This is a genomic window from Bacteroidota bacterium, from assembly GCA_036522515.1.
Lineage (GTDB): Bacteria > Bacteroidota > Ignavibacteria > UBA10030 > SZUA-254 > VBOC01.
Genome location: DATDFQ010000055.1, coordinates 41,344 through 57,631 on the forward strand (window position 1 = coordinate 41,344; position 16,288 = coordinate 57,631).

General features: G+C 59.0%; 12 protein-coding genes. All 12 read right to left on the reverse strand.

The genetic code is table 11. The annotated features are described in order from the left end of the window. Positions 1 to 71: 71 nt before the first annotated feature. Positions 72 to 878 carry an ABC transporter permease gene (locus VI215_10450; GenBank protein HEY6192729.1) on the reverse strand — a complete coding sequence of 269 codons (807 nt, stop codon included), beginning with the start codon at positions 876 to 878 and terminating at the stop codon, positions 72 to 74. Then, on the reverse strand, positions 875 to 1,621 hold the full coding sequence (locus VI215_10455) for an ABC transporter ATP-binding protein (protein HEY6192730.1): 747 nt from the start codon (positions 1,619 to 1,621) through the stop codon (positions 875 to 877). The genes VI215_10450 and VI215_10455 overlap by 4 nt, the downstream gene beginning before the upstream one ends. Before the next feature lie 28 nt (positions 1,622 to 1,649). Next, positions 1,650 to 2,546 (reverse strand): DMT family transporter, encoded by an 897-nt coding sequence (locus tag VI215_10460; protein ID HEY6192731.1) that lies wholly within the window; start codon positions 2,544 to 2,546, stop codon positions 1,650 to 1,652. 24 nt (positions 2,547 to 2,570) lie between these two features. Then, positions 2,571 to 5,243: a protein kinase gene (locus VI215_10465; protein HEY6192732.1), complete on the reverse strand. Its 2,673-nt coding sequence runs from the start codon at positions 5,241 to 5,243 to the stop codon at positions 2,571 to 2,573. A 449-nt stretch (positions 5,244 to 5,692) separates the two neighbouring features. Beyond that, entirely contained in the window at positions 5,693 to 6,382 is a 690-nt protein-coding gene (locus tag VI215_10470) for an FKBP-type peptidyl-prolyl cis-trans isomerase (protein HEY6192733.1), read from the reverse strand. A 34-nt stretch (positions 6,383 to 6,416) separates the two neighbouring features. Then, positions 6,417 to 7,310: a hypothetical protein gene (locus VI215_10475; GenBank protein ID HEY6192734.1), complete on the reverse strand. Its 894-nt coding sequence runs from the start codon at positions 7,308 to 7,310 to the stop codon at positions 6,417 to 6,419. 194 nt (positions 7,311 to 7,504) lie between these two features. After that, positions 7,505 to 9,634 (reverse strand): protein kinase, encoded by a 2,130-nt coding sequence (locus VI215_10480; protein ID HEY6192735.1) that lies wholly within the window; start codon positions 9,632 to 9,634, stop codon positions 7,505 to 7,507. An 85-nt stretch (positions 9,635 to 9,719) separates the two neighbouring features. Then, positions 9,720 to 11,174 carry a T9SS type A sorting domain-containing protein gene (locus VI215_10485; protein HEY6192736.1) on the reverse strand — a complete coding sequence of 485 codons (1,455 nt, stop codon included), beginning with the start codon at positions 11,172 to 11,174 and terminating at the stop codon, positions 9,720 to 9,722. A gap of 19 nt (positions 11,175 to 11,193) precedes the next feature. Further along, positions 11,194 to 11,739, reverse strand: coding sequence for a DUF1697 domain-containing protein (locus VI215_10490; GenBank protein HEY6192737.1), 546 nt, complete (start codon positions 11,737 to 11,739; stop codon positions 11,194 to 11,196). Positions 11,740 to 11,772: 33 nt separating this feature from the next. Continuing rightward, positions 11,773 to 12,723, reverse strand: a complete 951-nt coding sequence (locus VI215_10495) for a proline iminopeptidase-family hydrolase (protein HEY6192738.1) — start codon at positions 12,721 to 12,723, stop codon at positions 11,773 to 11,775. Between the two features lie 67 nt (positions 12,724 to 12,790). After that, positions 12,791 to 13,924 (reverse strand): prephenate dehydratase, encoded by a 1,134-nt coding sequence (gene pheA / locus VI215_10500; protein ID HEY6192739.1) that lies wholly within the window; start codon positions 13,922 to 13,924, stop codon positions 12,791 to 12,793. A gap of 42 nt (positions 13,925 to 13,966) precedes the next feature. Then, the gene (locus tag VI215_10505) at positions 13,967 to 16,015 is read right to left on the reverse strand and encodes a M13 family metallopeptidase (GenBank protein HEY6192740.1); all 2,049 of its coding nucleotides are present in this window, start codon (positions 16,013 to 16,015) and stop codon (positions 13,967 to 13,969) included. Positions 16,016 to 16,288 lie beyond the last annotated feature (273 nt).

Genomic DNA, 16,288 nt, shown 5'->3' on the forward strand with positions numbered 1-16,288 from the left:
CCGGGCAGGCCTTGACGCAGACGAGGATTGGCTGAAAATGTAGGAATAATTTGGAGAATATCAAACCGAATCTAGTTCACACTCTCGGCGCTGTAACGCGCAATCAACCCGGTGCGAACCGCATGCCTGTGGATGCGCGCGAAGAACCATCCCGCTCCGAGTATGTATAAAACCGCCAGTCCCCCGCCCCAAAGCATGGCCGGTGCGGACGAATGGCCGCCTGCGACGATCGCCCGCAAGCCCTCGAACACATAGGAGGGCGGAAGGAGGCGGGAGACATACTGCATCCAGACCGGGAGTGTCGAAACGGGGTAGAAGACCCCGGCGAACGGGGAGAGAAGGGCCGGGATGGGCCAGACGAACCACTCCGAGGCGGGTCCGAACCGGAACACCAGGGCGATTCCCACGACGCCGATCGCAACGCCGAACAGGAAGAGGATAAGGAGGAACGGAATAATCGAGAGCCCGTACGCAAGGAAGGGGAGGCCGAACGCCATCGTCGCCAGCGCCAGCATCACGAGCAGGGCAAGCAGGCTCGTGGCGATGCTCGTGACGACAAGGCCCGCGAGATACTCCGGAATCGTCAGAGGCGACGCAAAGATGTTCAGGAAATTCCGCGACCAGACATCTTCGAGAAACGCGGTCGCGACGCCGTGCATCACGCGGGTGAAGAAATCCCAGAACAGGATCGCCCCCAGGAGCACGGGAACGAAATCGAAGCCGGGAGAGGCGATCCGGTTGAGATACGTCGTGATGAATCCCCAGAGAATGATGTCGATCGCAGTCCACGCGAACAGCGGCAGGATCCGCGCCGGGCTTCCCCGCAGGAGGTAGAACTGTCGAAGCACGACGGCGCAACTGCGTCTGAAAGAGGTCATGGGCCGGGCTCGAGCGAGAGAGGTTCGCGGGCGACCGTAATGAAGAGTTCCTCAAGCGTCTTCTTCCCGTGCTCGCGCGGGAGGGTTTTCGGATCCCCCTCGAGGAGGATCTTTCCGTGCGAAAGGAAGAGCACCCGGTGGCATACTTCCTCCACCTCGTACATATTATGGGAAGTCCAGAGCACGCCGGCGGTCCCCCCGGCTGCGAACTCCCGGATCTTCGCCCGGATCTCGCGTGCCGAGGAAGGATCGAGAGAGGCGGTCGGTTCGTCGAGAAGAAGAAGCTGGGGCCGGTTCAGCATGGCCTTTGCGAGCGAAAGCCGGGTCTGCTCCCCGGAGGAAAGAACGCCGCTTTTTAAGTTGCGGAACTTTTCAAGATCGAACTGCCTGAGAAGCACTTCGATCCGTTCCGTCAGGTCCTTGACGCCGTACAGCATTCCGAAGATCCGGAGATTCTGAGCAACCGTAAGATTGCCGGGAAGAGGCGCATAGGTTGCCGCAAAGTTCGCGGACTGCACCGCCCGGGAGCGTTGCTTTTCGATGTCCAGATCCCCGATACGGATCGTTCCGGAACCGGGTTCGAGAACCCCCAGGACCATGCTGATGGTCGTCGTCTTCCCTGCGCCGTTCGGCCCGAGGAGCCCCACGATCTCATTCCGGCCGACCTCGAACGAGATGTGATCGACCGCGATGTTTTCCCCGTAGGACTTGGAGAGCTCTGCAACCGATAGGACGTTAGACATGAGGAGTCGGGGCGCGCGGGACCGGAGGTTACCTTAGGAACAGGACCGCGACGCCCGCGACGGCGACGAAGGAACCGGTAAATGCGCGCCAGCCAAGATGTTCCTTGTGGACCATCCGGACCAGGGGGAGCATCAGGATCGGCGTCGTAGCCATGAGAGTCGCCGCGATGCCGACAGTGGTGTATTGGATCGCAACGAGGCTGCAGATCACGCCGAACACCGGGCCGAAAAGAGCTCCCGCCGCGGTCAGGACAAACGCCTTGCTGTCCCGGCGGAACGTCTCGACCGGCGCCTTGTATTTCCCTGCAATCAGTGTGACCGGAAGAAGGATGACGAGCGACGCAAGGACGCGAACAAGCGTTGCAAGCACCCCGTTCACGTGCCCTTCCCGGAACGCCATCTTTGCGAAGACCAGGCCGCTTCCCTGCCCGGCCGCAGCGACAAGCGCCAGCGCGATCCCCGCGGAGGTGAAATGGAAACGGGGGGCCTCGCCGTCAAGTTCGGAGCGCTCCAGAATGACGATGCAGATTCCAACCATGGTTAATGTGATTCCGATTGCGCCGACAGTCGAGACTCCTTCCCCCAGCATGAGGAAAGCGAGGATCGCTGCCACAGCCGGCGCGAGTGACATGACAAGCATCGAAATGCGGGCGCCGAGTCTTTGAAATGCCATGAACAAGAAGGTGTCTCCGATCGCGAAACCGATCACCCCGCTGACGGCGAGGTAGGCAAGTTGATTGTTGGAAAGCGGGGCGGCGAGCCCGGCAATCAGAACGATCGCGAGGAGAGCGAGAGCCGCGAGCAGCAACCGTGTGATGTTGACCTTGACCGAACCGACCCGCTTGGTCGCCGCGGCAAACGAAAGAGAGCTGCCGGACCAAAGGCAGGCGGTTAGCAGGGCGCTGATTTCACCGAGGAATTGCATTCGGGAGAGAGGGACGTTCGATGATTATTTCGCCTGGGCGGCGATCGCCTTGACTTCGTCGAACCAGTTCAAGACGATCCCGATCTGCTGGAAAATCTCGTTGCCCTCCTGCACCTTCGTAACCAGAAAATGCCGGCCATCCGGCGCGAGATCAAATGAAACGCTGCTTTCAAGCGCGAGGTGCGGGAATTCTTTGAGCACAACTCTGCGTTGCCCGATATCGAATGCTTGCGTCGGGTTGATCGAAGCGGCCATCAACCCGGTTGCGGTCCCGTAAAAAAGGGTCTTTCCGTCACCCGACCAGCGCGGCTCCTCCCCCGTCTCGGTCGATATCTGCCATTTACCGCTTCCTGCGGGGAATGGCCGAACATACACCTGCGATCTACCGCTTTCGTTCGAAATATACGCAAGCCATTTGCCGTCTGGAGAGAGTGATCCCACCGATTCGTCAAACTTCGTCGACAGGATAGGCGATGGTTTCCGGTCGCCGTCGAGCCGCAAAGAGACGACATCCCACCCCACGCCGGTCCTGGTTCCGGTGAAGATGAGCGTCGAGCCGTCGCGAGACCAGCAGGTCAGATACGTGCGGTCATAATCGACTTTCATCTCATCGGGCGTTCCGCTGCCGTCGGCCGACCGGATGATCAGTTTCGCGTTGCCGTCCTCATTGTACGAGTAGGCGACCCGCTTCCCGTCGGGAGACCAGACGGGAGTCCGGTTTGGCCCGCCGAAGGTAATCTTGCTCATCGTTGCGCTCTGAATGTCGAACACCCAGATATCCTCATCCTTTCCCGATCCGATCACGACAGCCACGCGCCGGCCGTCGGGCGATAACGCGGGCTCCATGTATTGCTGGACAGGGGCCGCAAGAGTCGATACCGCGCCCGCCTGATCGATGAATGCAAGGACCCGATTGGTGATGTTGGCCAGCCCCGGGACATAGGCAAGAGTTCCGTTTGCCGAGACCGAAAAGTCGGTGGCGCCGGTCGTGGGATCGCCTCCGATGTTCTCGACGACCGGAAACGACATACCGGTGACCTCGAGGCGGCCGGCATCGAAAGGAACCGCGAACAGGATGCCGGAATGGGAATAGAGGAGGTGTCCGGTCGGCAGGTAAGCGACAGTGCTTGCGCCCTTCATGATGATCTTTCGTTGACCGGTCTCGAGGTTCACGGATGCGATTGCGGCATCCTCATAGTAGTCCGGACTCTCCATCTTGCCCACGATAAAGAGCACGTTCTTGCCGTCAGGAAGGCACTGCGGCCAGCGGTGCGTACGTTCTTTCTGCGTGCTGTCCACAGTGGTGATTTGTTGCGCCTCACCCCCGTCGGACCTGACCCGGAACAGTCCGCCTCTTCCCCCCGGAGCATAAACGATTGTTCCGTCCGTCGTCCAGGTCCCCCCGCGGTTATTCTGAACGTCAGCCAGGACGACCGGAACGCCCCCGGCGATCGCCACTTTCTTCAACTTTGAAGCGGTAAAGAATGCGACCCACCGCCCGTCGGGAGAAAAAAAAGGGCTCGATCCGTCCTCCGTTCCGGCGATCGGCTCCGGGTCAAAAGCCTCCATCCGTTTCTGGTAGAGTTTGTCGTTGGCGGCGTAGGCGATACGCGAACCGTCGGGCGAAATAGCGATCGCGGTATGGGTTTCGATGCTTATCGATTGATCCTTCGGCAGCGTAATCCGGAAGCGTGCGATGGGATGGGTGACCGGCGGCGTATGCCACAGCATCCACCCGGCCACGGCCAGGGCGATTGTGAGAAGTCCTGCTATCGCGGGCCAGAGATAATTTCGCCGGATCGGAAGATCGGGTGCCGGGAGCAGAGCCCCGGGCTCAGGCTTTCTCACCGGGATTGCAGCCGTGATCCGGCTGGCTCGCGAGCGGCTCGATTCACGTTTAAAGCGTTTCAGATCGATGGAAACCTGTTTAACCGACTGTGTCCGCTCGTTGGGATCTTTCTCGAGGCATTCCATGACAATCGCATCGAGAGCCGGGTCAATCTCAGGTTTCACCGATGACATCGGCGGAGCGTCGACATTCACGATCTCGTACGCCAGGGCGGTCTCATGGACTCCCTTGAACGGTGTCTGGCCGGTGAAGAGTTCGAACAGGACAACGCCGAAGGAAAAAATGTCCGACCGGTGGTCGGCATCCTGTCCCTGCACCTGTTCAGGGGACATATATCCGGCCGTACCGACAGTGCTCCCCTCTTTGGTCAGCCGTGAGACGTTTCCGCGCAGCTTTGCCAGCCCGAAATCCATGATCTGTGCGATACCGTCTTTCCGGATCATGATGTTTTCCGGCTTGATGTCCCGGTGGACGATCCCCTTGTCGTGCGCCGCCGCCAGGCCGTCGGCGATCTGGATGCCGATGTCGATCGCCTGCTTGAAGCTGATGGCCCCCTTTTTCTCCCGCAAGGTTTGCCCGTCGACCAGCTCCATTGCGATAAACATTTCGCCGTCGTGTTCGGCTATATCGTAGATCGTGCAGATGTTCGGGTGGTTCAACGTTGCGGCGAGTTGGGCTTCCTGCGCGAATCGCAGCTTTTCGGTATTGTCCGCCGTCAGCCTGCGGGGAAGAAATTTGAGCGCCACTGCGCGGTTGAGCTTGGTGTCGAGGGCCTTGTACACCACGCCCATGCCTCCTTCGCCCAGCTTCTCTAATATCTTATAGTGGGAAATCGTCTGGCCGATCATTGCCTATGTGGATCCTGAAATGGGCGTTCCATTTGTCATTCTGAGGAGCGTAGCGACGAAGAATCTCTGAGATCCTTCGCTTCGCTCAGGACGGGATATCGTTTGTCCGATCATGCGTCGGAAAATGTAGAAAAATTCGGGGGCAATTCAAAAGGAGGGCGTGCAACTCGTTCCCACGCTCTGCGTGGGAACGCAGTGTGCGGCGCTCTGCGCCGCAACGGGGTCGGGACGCAGAGCGTCCCGGTATGCATTCCGCCGCAGAGCGGCGGAACGAGAGGGAAAAATGGGTGGCAATTCAAAAGGAAGGCATCCGCCGGCAGAGCGCCAAGTTGATTTTATCTCGTCATCCCGACATGTTTTAGGTCGGGATCTTTATAAAAGAGTTGAAAGATGCTGACCAGGAGCATGTCAGCATGACGAGCGAAGAGGTAGGACAGGCTCGGGTACCGCTACTTAACTTGGAGGAGCTCCAGCTCGAAGATGACCGTGGCGGCGGGAGGGATGGTCTGACCCGCCCCACGCTCGCCGAAGGCAAGGGAGGGGGGGATGTAAAGCACCCACTTTGACCCGGCAGGCATCAACCGGAGCGCTTCCATCCAGCCTTTGATGACCGCATCGACCGAATACGTGGACGGTTCGGGGTTCTTGTCGGAGTTATCGAATTCCGTGCCGTCGAGCAGCGTCCCCCGAAACCTGACTGTGACCGTCTGTCCGGATTTTGGTTTCTTCCCCGTTCCCGTTTTCACGACTTTATACTGCAGTCCGCTCGGCAATTCGACGACACCCTCTTTTTTCTTGTTCGCAGCAAGGAACGCCTCGCCCTCCCTCATGTTTTTCTCCGCTTCGAGCCGCACCTCCTCGGCATGCCTGGCCCGCGCCCGTTTTCTGAACTCGGCGGTGACGGACCGGTTGACGGAATCCGTCATGAGCATCCCCGAGCTGTCGTACATGTCTTTCATCCCGCGGGCGAGAATCGCCGGATCGATCTCGATCGCCTGCCGCCTCAGATTTCTTCCGATGTCGAGTCCGATCGCATAGCTCAGGCTGTCTTTATGAGTCTGAAGAGCCGCCTGCTCACGTTTGGGGGTCTCGCAGGAGGAAAGAAAAACGCACAGTGCGGCGAGTGCCGCGGACTTCATGGTGTCGTTCATGGGGAAATTCAACGTGGTGGTTTTACCTGCCGTCACTCTTACCGCGGGAGGTGCCGAATTCGCGCTGCGTCTCCTTCGGTTTACCGGCGCCCCTGTCTGTCTTTGCGGGCGTCGCTGCCGGCTGGGCGGCAGGCCGCGTTGATATCGAGTAAGCAGGCGGCGCCTGCGGGACATAGACAGGCACGAGGATGTCCGGGGGAGGCGACGAGTACGCGCCCGGGTTTTGTACTGGAGAAACGGAAGATGATGATGCAACCGGCTCTTCGTTCGCGAACAAACGATCGCCGATCAGAATGCTTTTAATGGATCCATCCTCATCGCGAAAGTGAGCTTTTGCTTCGATGGTTGTGCTGTCATAGAACGCCAGGACAACGACATCCCCTTCCACCCTGTAGACGCCCCTTGTTTCCAAAAGGCCGCTGTTCCCGTTTGCATCGGCCTGTCCGGCGCTTCCCCCGTTCTGGAGCGAATGGTAGACGAACAGGTGGTCCCCATCGAACGAAATGTTCTCCCGGGGAGATGAACCATTTTTTGGCCCGTACATCGTTCCGAACACGCCCTTCTCCGCTTCTCCGGGATCGGTGTTCTTGTAGATCCGCTGGGAGCCGTCGGGAAGCGTCAGCGTGAGTCCTTCGGCGGAGATTGTATAAGGGTAGTCGGTAGATCCGTTGCCGTCCTGGATGCGAATCGCTCCGGGGACGAGCGAGTAGTCCGCGGGCTCGCGGTCGAAGAACATCTTGTGATCGCATTCGAACTCGAGGCTCCACTTGTCGCGGAACGTGCGGTATTCCCAGGTACCCCTCAGTTGGGAGAGTTCCCAGTCATAGGCATACGATTCCTGCGCCCTTGCCCGGGTCGAGGGGAGCAGAGCGAGAAGAAGAAGGCAAAATGAGGTTTTGATGAATACGTGTCGCATCGGGTTTATTGGTGCAAAAGAACGGTCACCCATTTGGAAGATTAATCCACAATAATAGTGCCACCCTTCGGAGGCGGGTTATCTTAAAGAAAGCACAAATTTGGGTGAAATCCAAAGGTTAACCAACGGAGGGGGTCCCAATGGTTCAGCAAAATTGGGTTCAAACCAACAAGCCGTATCAAATAAAGTACAGCTTATTTACCGTCCATCAATCTTAGATACTCCGGCTCATTGCGGATCGAATCGAGATCGGGATCCCGCTTGATCCATTCGTAGAATTCGTATCCGGAGTCGAGGGCGTTCCTGAGGGACTCCAATGCGAGCGCTTTGTCGCCCACGGTGGAGTAAAAGCAGGCGGCGTTGTAGAACATCAGGGGGTCATTGGGGCTTAATTCTATGGCTCTGCTTGCCCTTGCCTTCCCTTCTTCAATCCTTCCAGATCGAACCAGTGTAATGGCAAAGAAGATGTGCCCGCGCGCATCGTCAGGATGAAGGGAGAGGTACCGGGGGAACATCTCAGTCGCTGCCGCGAGGGCCTTCTTGATCTGCTCTTGTTCGCCCAGTTGGTCCAGGGAGAGAATCAGGTCGCCATACGCAGCATAAAAGTCAGGGTTGAGCTCGATGACTTTCCTGAAGAGGTCGGCGGCTTCGCGCGCGCGGTCCATCGTGAGGTAGGTGCGGCCGAGTATCCAGTACGCGGCATGGTTCGCCGGGTTCAGCTCGATCGCCTTCCGGCTCGATTCCACCGCTTCGTCAGTGGATTTCTTGTAAAGGTAGACCAGTCCGAGCGCGGAATACGCCTCCGACAGGGACGGGTCATACATGAGGGCCTTCAGTCCGGCCTCGACCGCCTGATCAAGCCAGGTATCTTTCCGTTCAAATTGCTGGTAGAAGTGTGCGCAAGCTTCGCTCAGTCCCGCATAAGCGTCCGCATACCGCCCGTCATATTCGATCGCCTTGCGAAAGAGTTCGATGGCCGTTTGAATGCTGTTCTTGGTAAAGCGGTAGAGGGAGTCGCGCGCTCTCAGGTTGCAGTCGAACGCCTGGGGATTGAGCGTCGGGCGTTTCGAGAGGACCACCTGCTCCTTGGGGGTAAGCTTCACCATCAGCGCGTCGACGATTTGCTTCGAGACCTTCTCCTGGATATCGAAGACGTCCTCGAGCTTTCCCTTGTAGGTCTCGGCCCAGAGCTGCGCGTCGGCCTCGACATCGACCAGCTCCACCGCGATGCGAAGATTGTCCTGGAACTTCCGGACGCTTCCGGCCAGGATGTAGCGTGTGCCGAGCTCCCTCCCGATCGCCTTTACTTCCTTGGTTGTCCCTTTATATTGCATGGAGGTAGTGCGCGGGACGACACGGATATCTTTGAGCCGGGAGAGATTGATGATCAGTTCTTCGGTGAGCCCGTCGCTGAAGTAGTCGCTTTCCTTATCCGGACTGATATTGCCGAACGGGAGGACGGCGATCGCCTTTGTCGGAGCCTGAGAGGCGGTATTCTCGATCGCCCGCCGGGCGTCCTGAAGGGCGGTGAGCACTTCATCGGCGCTCTGGTACCGCTGCCCTCGTTCCTTGGCCAGCATCTTATTGATCAAGGTGTCGATCTGATGCGGAATCTTGCGGTCCATGAGGCTCGGGACGGGCGGGTTCTCGTTGACGATCAGGTAGAGGAGGCCCGCCTCGTGCTCGGCCTTGAACGGCAAATCGGCGGTGAGGATCTCGTAGAGCACGACGCCGAGCGACCAGAGGTCGGAACGCTGATCTGCAGCCATTCCCTGCGCCTGTTCAGGTGACATGTAGGAGAGAGTTCCCAGGGAGGTGCCGGTTTTCGTCAGACCGGAGCTGCTCTTGAGCTTGGCGATGCCGAAATCCATGATTTTCAAGGTTCCGTCCCGCGTAAGCATGATGTTCTCCGGCTTGATATCGCGGTGGACGATGCTCTTTTCGTGGGCCGACTTCAACCCCTGCGCAATCTGTGCGGTCCATTCGAGCCCCTGGTTCACCGGAATTCCCGTCCCTGTTTTCAGGCCGGTGATATGCTGCTTGAGCGTCTTTCCCTCGACATACTCCATGACGAAGTAGAGATTTCCGTTCTCTTCGTTGATCTCGTAGATCCCGAGAATATTCGGATGATTGAGCGCCGCCGCGGCTTTGGCTTCCTGCAGGAAGCGCTCTTTGTTCAGCTCGGAACCGGAGAGATGAGCGGGGAGGAACTTTATTGCGACCGCACGGTCGAGTTTCAGGTCCTGGGCTTTGTACACCACGCCCATTCCGCCCTCGCCGAGCTTGTCGAGAATCTTATAATGCGATATAGTTTGACCGATCATGTGCAGAAATCCTTAAGGGAAAAAATGCGGAGGCCCCCGCCAGGCTTGCGTGATGTAGTTTACGGAAATTGGCCGGAAATGTCAATCACCGGATCACAACAGCCTTCCTGGTGTCTGTGAAGCTGCCCGCGGTGATCCGGTAGAGATAGATTCCTGACGGCAGATCGCGTGCGTCAAAAGGGACCGAGTGGAAGCCGGCGCTCTGCGGACCGGAGACGAGAGTCTGGAGCTGTCGCCCCGGCAGATCGAAGATTCTGATGACAACGGTCGCATCCACCGGGAGATCGTAACGGATCTGCGTCGTCGGATTGAAGGGGTTCGGGTAATTCTGATGGAGCGCGAATGCATGCGGCAGCTCTTTGTCCGATACGCCCGGAATCGAGAATGACCGGTCATCGCCGGCGACCGTGGCGGCCGTGTTCTCCGCGACAACCCGGTAGTGATAGAGAGAATGACCCGCAAGTCCCGAGATGTCGGCCGCGAGCATGACGGGGCCGACCGAATCGCCCAATTCCTGCGGAGCGGTCCGGTTCCCGTACCTGTCGGTCGTCCCCCATTCAAACCACCCGGTTGTGGGAAGGCCGTGAGGGTAAACGGTGGCTGTCAGCCGCGCATTTCCCGACGCGAGAGCCGAGACGGTGTCGACCGCGACAGACGGGCACAATCGCTTCGGCCGGGGACCGGCCGCGATGATGCGAATGTCCTCTATTTCCGGATTTGAAATGACATAGGAGGTGGAACCTCTCATCTCGATCGTCTCGTCGACGGTTTGCAACTTGACAGACCCGGTGTAGAGGCTGTCGAGGTCAGGCCACGAGACCGTCACGGGGTATCCGGCTCCCCCCGCAAGGAAATTGACATGATAGGTGTCGATCTGCGCCGGAGCGTCGTAGGGGCGCAAATCGACATACGAACCGAGACCCAGGCACCGGCCGAGGAATCTTGTTTCCATCGAGCCTTCAGGAGGGCGGGGTGGGAGCGGCAACTCGCCGAGACCGGGATCGACGCAAGGGGTGGCGTACGAGTGCACACCGAACCGGATGGTGGCCCCCGGGGCTCCCTCCGCGGTGACTCTCAAAGGGATCGCCAGCCAGAGGGCGGTGGTGTCGGAAGCGGTGGTGAAGCTTCGTATTTCGCCGTGGGCCCATTGGCTGTATGAGGGGCCGGCCGAAATCCAGATCCGGAAGTCATAGGTCTGGCCGGGCATGAGCGGTCCGACGGTTTCCGACATGACCACGTCGCCGGTATCATGGTCGAATGTCTGCGGGTCGGTGCCAACCGAGCCTGTATCCGGCTCGAGCGATCTCCCCCATTCGAAGAAAGCAGTTGCGGCTGTACCATGGGGGCTGCATAACGCCCGAAGCCGCGCGGACCTGGAAGTGACGCTATCCGCCTCAAGCGTGATTGCCGCCGGAAAAGAAGTGGATGGGGTTCGATCTGCGGCAGGCTTCGATGGGATCGCTCGCCGTGGCGCGGTCCCGCCTGAAGCGAGAGACCCCGTGAGGGTCAAACAGAATGCAATCGGGATGACGAATCGCATCTTTATGGATTGTCGATTACTATTCCGCTGCTCCGGCGAGCGCGTGAAGTTTGAGCACCGTCGCCCAGTTGCGCGTGGTCCCGGCGTCTCCCAACGTCCGGCCGACAGCTTCGGCCAGGGGGCTCTTGAGCATCCCCTCCGGGCACCAAACATATGCCGCTCGCGATCCGACCGCGAATGCTTCGGGTTTCCATTGCCGTTTTGTCAGCGGCAACAGAAGTTTCCGGTCGGCGGGATTCATGAGAAACGTGACCAGGAGCCGCGACGGGTTGTCGGCGACTTTGCCGAGAGGGTTTTCCTCAACCGCTCCGGCAAGTTCCTTCGCGCCCAGAACCATCACTCTGGCGGAAACGCCCAGGCGTTTGGAAAGGGCTTGTTCGATTTCGACGGCGGATTTGGCCGGAGTTGTGCGCGGAGAATTGAAGACGATATTCCCGCTATTAAGCAATGTGCGCACCTCCTTGTACCCAAGATTCTCGCAGACCGCCCGCAGGTCCGCCATCGCGACGCGCTTCGCTTTCCCGACATTGATCCCCCGTATGAGGGCTATCTGTCTCCCTGCCACAACGACGCCTTCCCTGTAAACGTTCCGGTCCCTTTAACGGCCGTCAATCTCGCGGAGAAAATCGCGCACCACCTGGACATATCTCTCCGGCTCGTCCTGCATGGTCAAATGAGCGCTATTCTCGAAGATCTCGAGTCTGGATCCGGGCATAAGACTTTGATAATATTGTACCGTGGAAGGAATCGCCTCATCGTACCGGCCCGCCGTGAAAAGAGTCGGCGTGGTTATTTCGTGCAGGCGGCCGGTCCTGTCATAATCCTTCAGCGACCCCGTTACCGTAAACTCGCTCGGGCCGCACATCGTCATGTACACCGATTGCCCCAGCCCGGCCAGGGTACTTTCGATATCCGCGGTCCAGGGGTTTGTCCGGGAGACGTAGCGATGGTAGTATTCCATCATCGCCGATTGGTACTCCGGCGAATCGTAGGTCCCATCGGCTTCGTGGCGCGAAATGGCGGATCGGGTCGAATCGGGAAGGGTCGTTTTCAGGCTGTCGGCGTCATGAACCCATCGAGGAATGCTGAGCGCGGGACTCGCGAGAATCAGGCTCCGGACGCCCGCCGGGTGCGTCAACATATAGTCGACTGCCAGCATCGTCCCCCACGAAGTCCCGAAGATGTGGACCTCTTTCAACCCCAGCGCCTCGCGAACGGTTTTAAGCTCCTCGATAAACCGGTCAATCGTCCAGAGGGTCGTGTCGGTGGGGCGATCCGAATGGCCGCATCCGAGCTGGTCGTAAAAGATCACCGGCCGGTCATCCCCGAGGGCCGCAAGAGGCTTGAGGAAGTAGCTTGGTGCGCCGGGGCCTCCGTGAAGCAAGAGTAAAGGTGTGCGATTCCCCGTCCCCGCGATCCGGTACCACACGCGTCCTCCGGGTACGTCGATGAATCCCTCCCTTGGCGTCAGATCCTGGCTGTGGCACGAGGGAAGCGTCAGGAGCGAGCAGAGGGAGATGCAAAGAACGATTGCCAGTTTTCGAGACATGGAGAACCCTTTTCGCTATTGTCCTGGTGAGGGAACCTCAATCATTTGATTCGATTTGTCCCCGGTTTCAGATCCGAAAATCGCTCGGATAACTTCCGAGGATCTTCAGGTAGCTCGTCGCTCCGCGAAGCTCATCCAGCGCCTTGCCGACCCGGTCCTCCGAGGTGCTCCCTTCAAAGTCGATATAGAAGAGATATTCGAGCGGTGATCCCGGCTTGGGGCGCGATTCGAGTTTCGTCAGGCTGATGCGGGCCCGGTGAAGCACGTCGAGCGCCCGCAAAAGAGCCCCCTCCTGGTGGAGCGTCGCCATGATAATGGAAGTCTTGCTCGCGACCCGGGCATCCACCTGGATCGGCGCCGGGGAGACGACAAGGAAGCGGGTGAAATTGTTCGGATGATCCGCAATCCCCCGCGCGAGAATGCCGACTCCGTAGAGTTTTGCCGCTTCCGCGCTTGCAATCGCAGCCTGAGCCGGGTCGCCCTCTTCCTTGACCAGCTGAACGGCCATCGCAGTATCGGTGAATTCCTCCGTGGCGCAATTGGGCAGCCGGGAGAGGAATCTCCCGCACTGTGCGAGCGCCTGGGGGTGTGAATAGATTCTGCGGAGTGACGACAGCGGCACCTCCCCGAGCCCCACAAGGCAATGGTCGACGCGGTAGACCTCTTCCCCGATGATGCTCAGTTTCGTCCGGGAGAGGAGATCGTACACTTCGTTGATGCTCCCCGCCGTGGTGTTTTCGACCGGAAGCATACCGAAATCGGCGAATCCCTCCTCGACCGCCTCGACGACTTCGGCGAAGGAGGAGTATCCGGTAAATGAAGTCTTGTCAAGAGACTCCGTAAAGAACTTCTTCGCGGCGAGCTGGCTATAAGCCCCCTCGACGCCCTGGTATGCGATGCGCCTCGACCCGTCCCGTTCGGGGTTGAGGCTCTTCTGGAGGATGTTCTGCTGGGACCGGATCGAGTCGGAGATGATCTCGTGAAAGATCCTGGTGATCAGGTGCGCGTCGAGTCCAAGCTCGCGTCCTCGTTTGATGAGACGCGCGAGGAGCTCTTCCTCCCTCCCCGTATCCCGGATGGGACCCTTGTGCTCATCCTTGACCTTGACGATCTCGCGGGCCAGGCCGCGGCGCCTGCCGAGCAACTCAAGAATTTGCTCGTCGATGGAGTTGATTTCTTTCCGAACGTTTTCCAGGCTCATAACGTTGTCGTCCCGGGGAAGCCAGGCGACCGAAGGATCTCCCTACCAGATGCGGGCGCGCATATCAACAGGCCTCGCCATCGGGCTCCCGTCGGAGACGTCGAAAGCTTCGAGAAACTCCTTCATGTTGGAGAGCGGGCCGTTGCAGCGGAACCGTCCGGGGGCGTGGGAATCGGTGTTCAGGCGCAACCGCGCGGCTTCCGGCCGGATATTGACCCGCCAGATCTGCGCCCAGGCGAGGAAGAAGCGCTGCTCCGGCGTCAGCCCGTCGATCTTTTCCGGCCGGGGCTTTCCCTCCAGAGTCTTCTCGAACGCGTCATAGGCGATCTTCAGCCCGCCCAGATCGGCGATATTCTCACCGAGAGTCAGCTTCCCGTTCACATGCAGCGTGTCGAGCATCGTGAAACCGCTGAATTGTTTCTCCACCATCGAAGCCCTGGAAACAAAATTCTCCGCGTCGCCCGGCTTCCACCAGTCGGTGAGATTTCCCGCGGCGTCGAATTTTCTTCCCTGGTCGTCGAATCCGTGGGTCATCTCATGGCCGATGACCGCCCCCATCCCGCCGTAGTTGACAGCGTCGTCCGCCTTCGGGTCGTAGAAGGGGGGCTGCAGGATTCCGGCGGGGAACGTGATGTCGTTCATGCTCGAATTATACGATGCGTTGACCGTCGGCGGAGTCATTCTCCATTCGGTCTTGTCTACGGGCTTCCCGATTTTCTGAAGGTTCCGGTTGAACTCGAACCTTCGCGCGGCCAGGACGTTCTGGACGTACGGACCGCGTCTGATTTTCAGGGCCGAATAATCCCGCCAGGTGTCCGGGTAGCCGATCTTGATCCCGAAGGCGTCGAGCTTCTTGAACGCCTGCTCTTTTGTCGAGTCGCCCATCCATTCGAGCTTTGAAATCCTGTTGTGGAGGGCCGCTTTCAGGTTCATGACCATTTCCCTCGCGCGGGCTTTCGCTTCAGGGGTGAACGTCTTCGCGACATAGAGCTGGCCCAGGTCGTCGCCGAGCGCGCGGTTCGTCGCTTCAAGAATCCGCTTCCAGCGCGGTCGCATCTCCGTCACACCGGTGAGAACGGCCCCTCCGAACTGGAAATCCTCGTCGACGATCGCGGCGTTGAGATAATCTGCCGTGCTGTTGATGAGATGCCAGCGGAGGTACACCTTCCATTTGTCGATGGGCACCGCGGAGAAGAGGGTGTCGACCTTTTTCATGAATTCGGGCATCCCCACGATGATAGTGCCGGGTTCGGGGAGGCCGACGTTCGTAAAATACGCCTTCCAGGCGAGGTCGGGGGCCAGGGCGGAGAGCCCCTCGAGAGTCATCTTGTGGTAGGTCGCGTTCGGGTCACGCCGTTCGACCCGCGTCATCGAAGCCTTCGCGAGATCCGTTTCGATCTGCATGACCGTCGCCGCTTCGCCTGCCGCGGTCGCGCCGTCGTCGCCCAGAAGGACGAACATCTTCCTGACGTGGTCGACATACTGGTCCCTCAGTTTCTTCGAATGTTCATCCTCCTTCGTATAATAATCCCTGTCGGGAAGCCCCAAACCGGATTGCGAGAGATGGGCGACCACGTCCGTGCTTTTTTTAGCGTCCTGGTTTGCGAAGAAGGCGAAGGGGGCGCCGATACCGACCGTCTGCAGGTGCGCAATCTCGGACTGGAGCGCTCCGCCATCGGTGAGAGAGTTGATTCGGTCAAACTCCTCTGCGAGGGATTTTGTCCCCTGTGCTTCGATAGCGGCGGAGTCCATGCCGCTGGCGTAAAAATCCCCGATCATCTGTTTCGGGCTGCCATCCGCGGCGGACTTGTCATTCGCGGCTTGCTCCAGAATGCCGCGCAGGACGGCATAATTTTGGTCCTGAAGTTCGCTAAAGCTCCCCCACAGGGGCTGGTCCGCAGGAATACTGTTCCGGGCCATCCAGCCGCCGTTTGCATAACGGAAGAAATCGTCCGCCGGCTTTACGGACGTGTCGAAGTTGGTGGGGTCGAGCGGTTTGACTGAGCTCTGAGTGAAGGAGTCAGAAGTGAATAGAAGCGACGCGCACAGTATCGGCCAGATTGCGCGTAACACGGTCGGGCATTTGGGCACGGTGTATCTCCTGTCGATGGATTTGAGGGGTTGCGGGGTAGACTGACTCCTGGAAATATACTCTATTCCCGCAAGAATGTAAAATATCGGTGAGTGCCGCGCTTTCATCTTATCTCGTCATCCCGGCATGTTTTTGGCCGGGATCTTTCTAAAAGCGTTGAAAGATGCTGACCAGGAGCATGTCAGCATGACGAGCTGGGGAGAAAGACGACGAGGCCCGGGGTACGAACGCCGGGATTCATTCGATTCTCACCCAACTATTTCGTAAACTTC

Coding starts and splice junctions, on each gene's coding strand:
- VI215_10475 (HEY6192734.1), bottom strand. CDS start 7,310: ATGCGACACGTATTCATCAAAACCTCATTTTGCCTTCTTCTTCTCGCT.
- VI215_10495 (HEY6192738.1), bottom strand. CDS start 12,723: ATGTCTCGAAAACTGGCAATCGTTCTTTGCATCTCCCTCTGCTCGCTC.
- VI215_10460 (HEY6192731.1), bottom strand. CDS start 2,546: ATGCAATTCCTCGGTGAAATCAGCGCCCTGCTAACCGCCTGCCTTTGG.
- pheA (HEY6192739.1), bottom strand. CDS start 13,924: ATGAGCCTGGAAAACGTTCGGAAAGAAATCAACTCCATCGACGAGCAA.
- VI215_10485 (HEY6192736.1), bottom strand. CDS start 11,174: ATGCGATTCGTCATCCCGATTGCATTCTGTTTGACCCTCACGGGGTCT.
- VI215_10470 (HEY6192733.1), bottom strand. CDS start 6,382: ATGAAGTCCGCGGCACTCGCCGCACTGTGCGTTTTTCTTTCCTCCTGC.
- VI215_10450 (HEY6192729.1), bottom strand. CDS start 878: ATGACCTCTTTCAGACGCAGTTGCGCCGTCGTGCTTCGACAGTTCTAC.
- VI215_10455 (HEY6192730.1), bottom strand. CDS start 1,621: ATGTCTAACGTCCTATCGGTTGCAGAGCTCTCCAAGTCCTACGGGGAA.
- VI215_10465 (HEY6192732.1), bottom strand. CDS start 5,243: ATGATCGGCCAGACGATTTCCCACTATAAGATATTAGAGAAGCTGGGC.
- VI215_10480 (HEY6192735.1), bottom strand. CDS start 9,634: ATGATCGGTCAAACTATATCGCATTATAAGATTCTCGACAAGCTCGGC.